Genomic DNA, 9,563 nt, shown 5'->3' with positions numbered 1-9,563 from the left:
ATCTGATCATTTATGCTTGTTAAAATAAATGCTAGCTTCGTTATTGATTTTGCAATTAGAACAACTAGTTACTGCAATCAATGCCTCGCTTTCATTTATTTTTCTGACGCCTAAACAGATCATTTAATTAATCCAATTGGTATAAATTACGCCTCGTACCCACTATCCTTTTGGATTGGTTTAGCTTCTGCGGCCAGACGTGCAAGTTCATCACAGCGTTCGTTTTCAGGGTGACCAGAATGGCCTTTAACCCAATGCCAGGTCACTTTGTGTTTCTCCTGCGCTGCGTCTAAGGCTTTCCACAAATCAACATTTTTTACCGGTGCTTTGGCCGCCGTTTTCCAGCCGCGTTTTTTCCAATTATGAATCCATTGTGTTATGCCCTGACGCACATACTGACTATCTGTTGTCAGCTCAACTTCACAAGGTTCTGTTAATGTCTGCAGGCCCTTTATACAGGCTAACATTTCCATACGATTGTTGGTGGTAAGGGCAAAACCTTCAGATAATTCTTTACGGTGTTTATTATAGATCATCACAGCACCGTAACCGCCGGGTCCCGGATTACCTAAACATGAGCCATCTGTGTAAAGTTGGATTTTTTTCATTGATATACCAAATTGATTAATTAAGTCAGCTATTATACCCATCCTACCTGAAGATGCAGATTGAGACAGCTTGTATATGGATGCTAAACTATACGGACAATATCCGCATTATTGAAACTATTAATTGAGATCCATATGACCGAAAAGAAAATGATACGACAAGTGGTTTTAGATACAGAAACCACCGGTATGAATAAAGACGGCACCGTTTATATCGGGCACCGGATCATTGAAATTGGTTGTGTTGAAGTGATTAACCGCCGCTTAACCGGCCGCCATTTTCATGTTTATATTAAACCGGACCGTGAAGTCGATCCTGAAGCGATCACTGTTCATGGTATTACTGACGAGTTTTTGCAGGATAAACCTGTGTTTAGTGAAATTGCCGATGAGTTTATCGAGTTTATAACAGGCGCTGAATTAGTTATCCATAATGCCCCCTTCGATGTAGGATTTATGGATCAGGAGTTTCGTTTTTTAAATAAAAAGACGCAACCCACTGCTGAAATTGCCACCATTACCGATACCCTGGTGATGGCAAGAAAATTATACCCGGGCAAACGCGCCAGCCTGGATGCTTTATGCCGAGAGCTCGGGATTGACAATAAACATCGTGTTCTGCATGGCGCTTTATTGGATGCGGAAATTCTGGCTGACGTTTATCTGTTAATGACAGGAGGACAGGCAAAACTGAATCTTTCCAGTTCCGGACAAAGTGAAACTAATACCGGCAGACGTGAACGAAAAATACAATCGCCGCTAACTATTATCAGAGCCAGCGAAGATGAACAGCAGGCACATGAAAAACGTTTGGATCTTATTGAAAAATCTGGCGCTTGCCTGTGGCGCGAGTAAATACCTAACAACTTTCAGTTAATAATTTGCTAATAAGCAATAACCCAAGCCCTCTGCACAACATGAGGTACTAGCCATTCCCTTTTCGATTGGCGCAACGCAGAACTGGTTTTCGAGCTAACGCCCGTAGGGCAAAGTAAATTGCACCAATCTGCTTTGTTATAAAATCTCTCTATAGAATAACTAGGCTTGAGTTTTATGCCTGGCATCTCGGCACTCTTTGCCTTGCTGACTTTGCATCTTGAAGTCTCATGGGAATAAAAGCAGCTAAAAAAGCAGCACTATGATGATAAAAACAGCAGTTAAGAAGTTTAACTTAAAATATTGCCATTTTTTTGTTTTTCTTTATTGACTCGGGAAAAGCAACTACGTATTATCTGCGCCTCAACGAAGCGCACATATAATGCACTGTTGAAGTTTGCTGGAGTGGTAGTTCAGTTGGTTAGAATACCGGCCTGTCACGCCGGGGGTCGCGGGTTCGAGTCCCGTCCACTCCGCCAATACTGCTTTCAAGCCTTGTTGGTGACTAGATTCTGGCAAATCCAAACGTTGTAAATCGGTTTATTACATCGATTGTTGAAGTTAACAACTCAACCGGATTTTATGTTTATAAAAAGTAATAACTGATAATTATCACGTGGAGTGGTAGTTCAGTTGGTTAGAATACCGGCCTGTCACGCCGGGGGTCGCGGGTTCGAGTCCCGTCCACTCCGCCAACTCGTTTTTTGCAATGCAAAAAATGCCGATAATTGTCAAAGCTTAAACTGTAATACTCACGTGAAGTGGTAGTTCAGTTGCTTAGGCTTCTTGTTTAAGATAGTCGGCCTGTCACGCCGGGATTTGAATTTTTAATTCGAATAAAGTTTTATTAAAACAGTGATGCTTGATACTGTAATACACTCGTGGAGTGGTAGTTCAGTTGGTTAGAATACCGGCCTGTCACGCCGGGGGTCGCGGGTTCGAGTCCCGTCCACTCCGCCAACAGTATTACAAGATAGTTAAGTTCGGTCTGTCACACCGAAATTCGGATTTTACTTCGAATAAAGTTTTTTAAAACAGTGATATTTTATGTGTAACCAACACATGGAATGAAGTAAAGCTGTAACACACTCGTGGAGTGGTAGTTCAGTTGGTTAGAATACCGGCCTGTCACGACGGGGGTCGCGGGTTCGAGTCCCGTCCACTCCGCCAACTTCATACTCAGGTATGTAATGAACGATGTGTACAACAGTTTGTCTATAATGCGAGTTATAGAAAAATAAAAGATTTTCGCGGAGTGGTAGTTCAGTTGGTTAGAATACCGGCCTGTCACGCCGGGGGTCGCGGGTTCGAGTCCCGTCCACTCCGCCAATTTCCTTTTATTGCCATCTAGTAATAAATTCTTTGTGTCTTCCTAAAATAATCCTCACCATAAAATTTAAAATTATTTTTCTAATAATTAAATAAGCTCAAAAAATAAAATCAATTAGACCAGTTGATTATGCGCATTCGTATAAATTCCTATAATTTTCAATATGATATTTTTTAATTAAATCAGTTGATAAATATTCATATCGATACTTTTTCTAATGTATTCAAATAAAAGATTTTCACCAAGCGGCAGTTAAGCTGGCTAATACCAATCCGCATAATTAAAAGAGCAATAGCAGAATCCATTTCGCACCGCATAATGCCATTGATTAGGTAAAATGCATCTACCATCAACGCAGGGTTTGTTCCGCGCACCATTTGTAATCAGTATTTTCCTAATTTTATAGTTGCTTACGGTGCACGAACTGCCCCCTACAGATGAGTTTACATACTAAAGCAGGTTGCTATGACTTGGGGCGTGGACTTTAGTCCACACAAGTAATACGGGCTAACACCCGTCTCCCGGAAAGCTGAATCAGCCGGTAATGGGCGTTAGCGGCTGAAAAACTTAACCCACTTAAGAAAAAGTTAAGTCTTCAGGCGTGATAGGATTCATGGGCTCCAAGCTCAAGCTATTGCCTTTCTTTGCTTTCTCTTCTTCTTTTTCGGCACTGTCGCCATGATGCAGTTTAAGTTTAAGGGCTAAATTAGTTGGTGAATCGGAGTTTTTAATCGCATCCTCTTTTGATATCCGCCCTTCAACCACAAGATCAAATAACGCTCCGTCAAAAGTCTGCATACCTAACTCTTTAGACTTCTCCATTACCGCTTTTAACAGGCCAAAATCACCACGCTTAATCATATCGCGTATGGTCAGTGTGCCCATCATCACTTCAATCGCCGCACAGCGCTTGCCATCAACGGTGGGAACTAAACGCTGGGAGATAAATGAACGCAAGTTATTGCCCAAATCACTTAACAACTGAGGACGGCGCTCTTCCGGAAAGAAGTTAATAATACGATCCAATGCCTGGTTGGCATTATTGGCATGCAGGGTTGAAATAGCCAGGTGCCCGGTTTCTGCAAACGCCAGGGCATGCTCCATGGTTTCTCTGTCACGGATTTCACCGATCAGAATAACATCAGGCGCCTGACGTAAAGTATTTTTCAGGGCAGCCTGAAAACTGCGTGTATCAACGCCGACTTCACGCTGGTTAACAATACTTTTCTTATGTCGATGGACAAATTCAACCGGATCTTCAATGGTAATAATATGCCCGGATGTATTAGTGTTGCGGTGATCAATTAATGCCGCCAGTGAGGTCGATTTTCCTGAGCCTGTAGCACCAATAAATAAAACCAGACCACGCTTAGTCATAATGACTTCTTTGAGTATCTCAGGCAGCCTTAAATCCTCAAATTTAGGAATATCAACTTTGATATTACGTGCAACAATGGAGACTTCATTACGCTGTTTAAAAATATTAACCCGGAAGCGGCCAACATTTGAAATAGAAATGGCAAGGTTCATTTCTAAATCCTGATCAAAGGCAATTTTTTGCTCACTGTCCATCATCGAGTCAGCAATAACGGCTAACTCTCCGGGTTTGAAAGGTCTGTCTGTAAGGGCCTTTAACTGACCTTGAAATTTAGCTGAAGGGGGGGCCCCGGTAGACAAATAAAGATCGGATCCATCCTTGCTCGATAAGATATTGAGCATCTCTTCAAATTCCATATATTACTCCTGAATTAAACATTATTTGTCGCCGATAAAAAATTAAATTATAAAGAAGCCGTGCTGTTTAACAACTTCAAAAGTGTGTTAAACAGCGTGTTACAGGAAAAAAAAAGTGGTCAGTCGACCACTTTTATTAATTCACAAGAAAAAGCCGGATTTTAATCCGCCCAGGAGTCCCGCAGGGCAACGGTGCGGTTAAACACTAAATGCGACGCGCTTGAATCTTTACTGTCCGCACAAAAATAACCTTCTCGTTCAAACTGATAGGCTTTTTCTGCGACGGCATCAGCAAGGCCGGCTTCCACAAAGCCCTGTTTTACCTGCAGTGAATCAGGATTTAACACATCGTGAACATCTTCAGCAGCAGCCGGGTTTTCAGCTAAGAATAGACGGTCATAAATTCTAAATTCCGCAGCCTTATTATTACGTGCATCAACCCAATGAATCACCCCTTTTACTTTACGCCCGTCACTTGGATTTTTACCCAAGGTTTCCGGATCGTAAGAGCAGTGAATTTCGCTGATATTACCCGCTTCATCTTTAATAACCTGGTCGGCTTTAATCACATAAGCATTACGTAAACGCACCTCTTTACCTAATACCAGGCGTTTGTATTTTTTATTGGCTTCTTCCCTGAAGTCAGCTCGGTCAATAAACAGTTCGCGCGAGAAAGGCAAAGTTCTTGAGCCCATGCTTTCATCTTTAGGATGCGCAGGCGCAGTTAACTGTTCAGCCTTATCTTCATCATAATTAGTGATAATCATTTTAAGCGGATCAATCACCGCCATGGCGCGTGGTGCATTGGCTTCAAGATTTTCACGCACACAGGCTTCCAGGGAGGCAAGTTCAACGGTATTTTCCTGCTTGGTAACACCAACACGTTTACAGAATTCACGTATAGCTGCTGCCGGGTAACCTCGGCGACGCATACCGGAAATCGTCGGCATACGCGGATCGTCCCAAGCGGTGACAATATTTTCTGCAATTAACGCATTTAACTTACGTTTTGAAGTTAAGGTATATTGTAAATTAAGACGTGAGAACTCAATTTGACGCGGTTTGCAGGCAATGCTGATATTAGCCAGAACCCAGTCATACAACGGACGGTGATCTTCAAATTCAAGGGTACACAGACTGTGAGTGATACCTTCCAGCGCATCGGAAATACAATGAGTAAAATCATACATCGGATAGATACACCACTTATCCCCGGTCTGGTGATGATGCGCATAACGAATGCGGTAGATAACCGGATCGCGCATTTTCATGTTCGGTGAAGCCATGTCAATTTTAGCGCGCAGCATCATTGCCCCTTCGGCGAACTCACCGGCACGCATCCGTTCAAAAAGGTCCAGACTTTCTGTAACAGGACGATTACGAAACGGGCTGTCTTTACCCGGTGTGGTTAATGTGCCACGATACTCGCGTGTCTGCTCGGCATTCAGCGCACAAACATAAGCTTTATCGTTTTTAATCAACTCAACGGCAAAATCATATAACTGCTCAAAATAGTCCGATGAATAATGGATATCACCCGCCCATTTAAAGCCTAACCAGCGCACATCCTGTTCAATAGCGGCAACATAGTCCGCATCTTCTTTTACCGGGTTAGTATCATCAAAACGCAGGTTGCACTGCGCGTTAGGGTAGTCCTGTGCCAGTCCGAAATTTAAACAGATAGATTTAGCATGACCTATATGTAAATAACCGTTCGGTTCAGGCGGAAAACGCGTGTGTATCGTCTGGTGTTTACCACTTTTTAGATCCGAATCGATAATGTTACGAATAAAATTGCTTGGCGTGGTCTCAACCTGAGTCATTGCTTACCTCAAAATAAATATAAATCGAAAAATAAGAAGCAATCATCGTATATTCCGGGGCTAACCTCAAGGGAAATAAGCTGTAAAAGCGTCACAATAAAAATAAAGCAAAAAAATGCCTTGCGGGAAGCCCCCTAAATCCCACAAACTGGTGATTATCGGAGACAGTAGCGCTGTGGCTAGCTTCCGGCTGACGGCTGAAAATACCGGATAATTTTTCATTGGCCACTTAGCCATTATTTTAATAACCTCTTTAATGACCGATATAGCACAATCCGGAAACATAATTTACACTGCGCATTCGCCTTAAACCACAGATGGCCAATGCTTCAATAAGCAGGAAAGCAGCCATCTCCCCATAGAGAGAGCTGTTATGTATGCACTAAGAAACTGCACCATCTACACCACACAGGCAATTCTTACTGCTCATGCAGTGTTAATAGAAAATGATATTATTCACAGCATTCAGCCGCTCTCTGCAGTGGATAAACAGATTAAAACCGTTAACCTCAATGGCGCAAATCTTTGCCCGGGGTTTATCGATCTGCAGCTTAACGGTTGCGGTGGTGTGATGTTTAACGATCAGATAAGCGTAGAAACACTGCAGATAATGCAGGCGACCAATCTTAAATCCGGCTGCACCAGCTACCTGCCGACCCTGATCACCTCCTCCGATGCAGATATCAAAACAGCATTAAGCGTTACCCGCGATTTTATGGATAACAATAAAAATCAGGTGCTAGGCTTACACCTTGAAGGCCCCTATTTAAGCCTGGAAAAAAAAGGGATCCACCCCGCAGAGTTTATCCGTAAACCTGCCGTCGAGATGGTAAATCTAATTTGTGAGAGCGCCGATATCATCAGCAAGGTAACCCTTGCCCCGGAAAATATCCCGGTTGCTGTTATTAAACAGCTGACAGAGGCCGGTATTGTGGTGTCGATCGGGCACAGCAACGCCAGCTGTGCGCAGGCTAAACTTGCCATTGATAACGGCGCTAGCTGCGCAACCCACCTGTTTAATGCCATGACCCCGATGACCGGACGGGAGCCGGGTGTGGTCGGCGCAGTATATGATAATAATATTTACGCCGGAATCATTGTTGACGGCTTTCATATCGCCTATGAAAATGTGCGTATCTCCAAAAAAATTCTCGCCGACAAGCTGATCTTAGTCAGCGATGCAACGGCACCTGCCGGCGCGGATATCAAGCAGTTTGATTTTGTCGGCACAGAGGTTTATTACCAGGATGGCAAATGCGTGGCTGCTGACGGGACACTGGGTGGCTCCGCGCTGACTATGATCCAGGCGATTGAAAACAGCGTTAATTTTGTCGGGATAGCGCTGGATGAAGCGATCCGCATGGCAACTCTATACCCGGCAAAGGCGATCTCAGTGGACAATAAACTCGGCAGCATAACGGCAGGTAAAATAGCCAATCTGACCGTTTTCAATCAGCACTACCAGGTGTTGGGCACAGTGGTTAATGGGGTTTATAAAACTATATCGGCTGGCGGCTAACAGCTGACAGCTAACCGCCGAAACCTAACCGCCGAAACCTAACCAATAACACTACCCAACTGGAAGATAGGCAGATACATAGCAACGATCAAACCGCCCACCACAACACCCAACACCACCATGATCATCGGCTCCAACAGACTGGTTAGGGCATCCACGGCATCATCGACCTGCTGTTCATAGATATCTGCTACTTTACTTAGCATACCGTCTAAATCACCAGACTCTTCACCGATCATCACCATCTGGGTGACCATATCGGGAAACACATTGGTGGTTTTCATGGCGACATTCATCTGCATACCCGCCATCACCTCGGTACGTACATTTTGAATGGCACTGCGGTAAACATAATTACCGGAAGCGCCGGCGGCAGAAACCAGCGCATCTACCAGTGGGATACCCGCCGCAAAAGTAGTGGACAGGGTTCGCGCAAAACGCGCCACTGCGGCTTTATCTAAAATGGTACTGATCACCGGAATTTTAAGCACAAATTTATCGGTATTATCGCGCACTTTCTGCGAACTGCGGTGCGCCCTTTTAAACAGGAAGATAAAGGCTATCACCGCGCCCGCCACAACATACCAGTAATTCTGAACCAGATCGGAAATACCTAATACAAACAGGGTAAAGGCAGGTAACTGTGCCCCAAAACCTTCAAAAATATCTTTAAACTGCGGAATAACAAACAATAATAACAGCATGGTCACCACACCGGCAACGGCTAACACCGCCGCGGGATAAAACATCGCTTTTTTAATTTTTGACTTTAACGCTTCAGACTTTTCCTTATAGATGGAGATCCTGTCGTAAATCGTCTCCAAAGCACCGGACTGCTCGCCGGCATCAACCAAATCACAATATAACTCATCAAAATAACGCGGATAACCGCGTAGGGTTTGTGACAGCGGCGTACCCGTTGCGACCTCCTGACTGATGGTGCTCATCAGTTTTCGCGCTGATGGTTTTTGACTACTCTGAGCGATGAGCTGCAGCCCCTGCACCAGGGGAACACCCGCCCCTAACATAGTGGCTATCTGGCGGGAAATAACCGCAATATCCATGGGCGTCACTTTGTCTCCGAAAGAGAAAAGCGGTTTGGCTTTTTTCTGTACTTTGCTGACATTAACGCCCTGCTTGCGCAGCTCCAAACGCACCTCCGCAACACTCAGCGCCTGCAGCTCTCCGGAAACTTTCCCGCCCTTGCGGTTGATACCTTTCCATTTAAAAGTATGAATGACTGGTGCCTTACTTTGCTTTTTATTTTTTGCAGCCATAATAATCTTCCTTGATAAATCTGTTGGTCAAGCGTGACTGTTTCACAGGATAACGTTATATCGTTTTTTCAGTAGCAGATAATAGCATATTATTCCATCAAACAATGTGAAGAAAGCGCAAAATCCATAATTGTCTTAATAACACGCTGGACAGCTAACGAATCAATATGTTAGATAAAATTCAGGCTCTGCTTAATTAAATGCTCAGTGGCGAGATAGGTATTAATACCAAATCCGATAATTATCTATTCATTCATGCTTGTTAAAATGAATGCTAGCTAGACATAAAACTACGTTTTAGTCTTTGTTATTGATTTTGCAATTAGAACAACTAGTTACTGCAATCAATGCCTTGCTTTCATCCATTTTTCCTACGCCTAAATAGATCATCTAATT

The 9,563-nt window shown here is 43.6% G+C and carries 6 protein-coding genes and 5 tRNA genes; 7 read left to right on the top strand and 4 right to left on the bottom strand.

The genetic code is table 11. The annotated features are described in order from the left end of the window. Positions 1-146: 146 nt before the first annotated feature. Entirely contained in the window at positions 147-608 is a 462-nt protein-coding gene (gene rnhA, locus ABZA00_RS14880; RefSeq protein ID WP_372882942.1) for a ribonuclease HI, read from the bottom strand. 135 nt (positions 609-743) lie between these two features. Here rnhA and dnaQ point away from each other — a divergent pair, with 135 nt between their 5' ends. The 6 genes from dnaQ (at position 744) to ABZA00_RS14850 (ending at position 2,813) form a co-directional block, all read left to right on the top strand. Further along, positions 744-1,463: a DNA polymerase III subunit epsilon gene (dnaQ, locus tag ABZA00_RS14875; protein ID WP_372882941.1), complete on the top strand. Its 720-nt coding sequence runs from the start codon at positions 744-746 to the stop codon at positions 1,461-1,463. Positions 1,464-1,886: 423 nt separating this feature from the next. Beyond that, a tRNA-Asp gene (locus tag ABZA00_RS14870) sits at positions 1,887-1,963 on the top strand. A 139-nt stretch (positions 1,964-2,102) separates the two neighbouring features. Continuing rightward, positions 2,103-2,179: transfer RNA gene (locus ABZA00_RS14865), tRNA-Asp, on the top strand. Between the two features lie 188 nt (positions 2,180-2,367). Next, positions 2,368-2,444, top strand: a tRNA-Asp gene (locus ABZA00_RS14860). A 133-nt stretch (positions 2,445-2,577) separates the two neighbouring features. Next, positions 2,578-2,654 (top strand) — tRNA-Asp (locus ABZA00_RS14855). Between the two features lie 82 nt (positions 2,655-2,736). After that, a tRNA-Asp gene (locus ABZA00_RS14850) sits at positions 2,737-2,813 on the top strand. Positions 2,814-3,390: 577 nt separating this feature from the next. Here ABZA00_RS14850 and ABZA00_RS14845 read toward each other — a convergent pair. Beyond that, entirely contained in the window at positions 3,391-4,548 is a 1,158-nt protein-coding gene (locus ABZA00_RS14845; protein ID WP_372882940.1) for a PilT/PilU family type 4a pilus ATPase, read from the bottom strand. A 161-nt stretch (positions 4,549-4,709) separates the two neighbouring features. Continuing rightward, positions 4,710-6,371: a glutamine--tRNA ligase gene (gene glnS / locus ABZA00_RS14840; RefSeq protein ID WP_372882939.1), complete on the bottom strand. Its 1,662-nt coding sequence runs from the start codon at positions 6,369-6,371 to the stop codon at positions 4,710-4,712. A 373-nt stretch (positions 6,372-6,744) separates the two neighbouring features. Between glnS and nagA the strand changes: the two genes are divergently transcribed. Then, entirely contained in the window at positions 6,745-7,890 is a 1,146-nt protein-coding gene (gene nagA / locus ABZA00_RS14835) for an N-acetylglucosamine-6-phosphate deacetylase (protein ID WP_372882938.1), read from the top strand. A gap of 38 nt (positions 7,891-7,928) precedes the next feature. On the opposite strand, the gene ABZA00_RS14830 is transcribed toward nagA, so the two are convergent. Then, positions 7,929-9,167, bottom strand: coding sequence for a type II secretion system F family protein (locus tag ABZA00_RS14830; RefSeq protein ID WP_372882937.1), 1,239 nt, complete (start codon positions 9,165-9,167; stop codon positions 7,929-7,931). Between the last annotated feature and the right edge of the window lie 396 nt (positions 9,168-9,563).

Origin of the sequence: Psychromonas sp. (assembly GCF_041586535.1) — a bacterium.
Classification (GTDB): Bacteria; Pseudomonadota; Gammaproteobacteria; order Enterobacterales; family Psychromonadaceae; genus Psychromonas.
This window is presented reverse-complemented; position numbering and strand designations above follow the sequence as displayed.

What these genes read in the sequence shown, in the direction of transcription:
- rnhA (WP_372882942.1), bottom strand. Translation starts at nt 608, where the DNA reads ATGAAAAAAATCCAACTTTACACAGATGGCTCATGTTTAGGTAATCCG.
- dnaQ (WP_372882941.1), top strand. Translation starts at nt 744, where the DNA reads ATGACCGAAAAGAAAATGATACGACAAGTGGTTTTAGATACAGAAACC.
- ABZA00_RS14845 (WP_372882940.1), bottom strand. Translation starts at nt 4,548, where the DNA reads ATGGAATTTGAAGAGATGCTCAATATCTTATCGAGCAAGGATGGATCC.
- glnS (WP_372882939.1), bottom strand. Translation starts at nt 6,371, where the DNA reads ATGACTCAGGTTGAGACCACGCCAAGCAATTTTATTCGTAACATTATC.
- nagA (WP_372882938.1), top strand. Translation starts at nt 6,745, where the DNA reads ATGTATGCACTAAGAAACTGCACCATCTACACCACACAGGCAATTCTT.
- ABZA00_RS14830 (WP_372882937.1), bottom strand. Translation starts at nt 9,167, where the DNA reads ATGGCTGCAAAAAATAAAAAGCAAAGTAAGGCACCAGTCATTCATACT.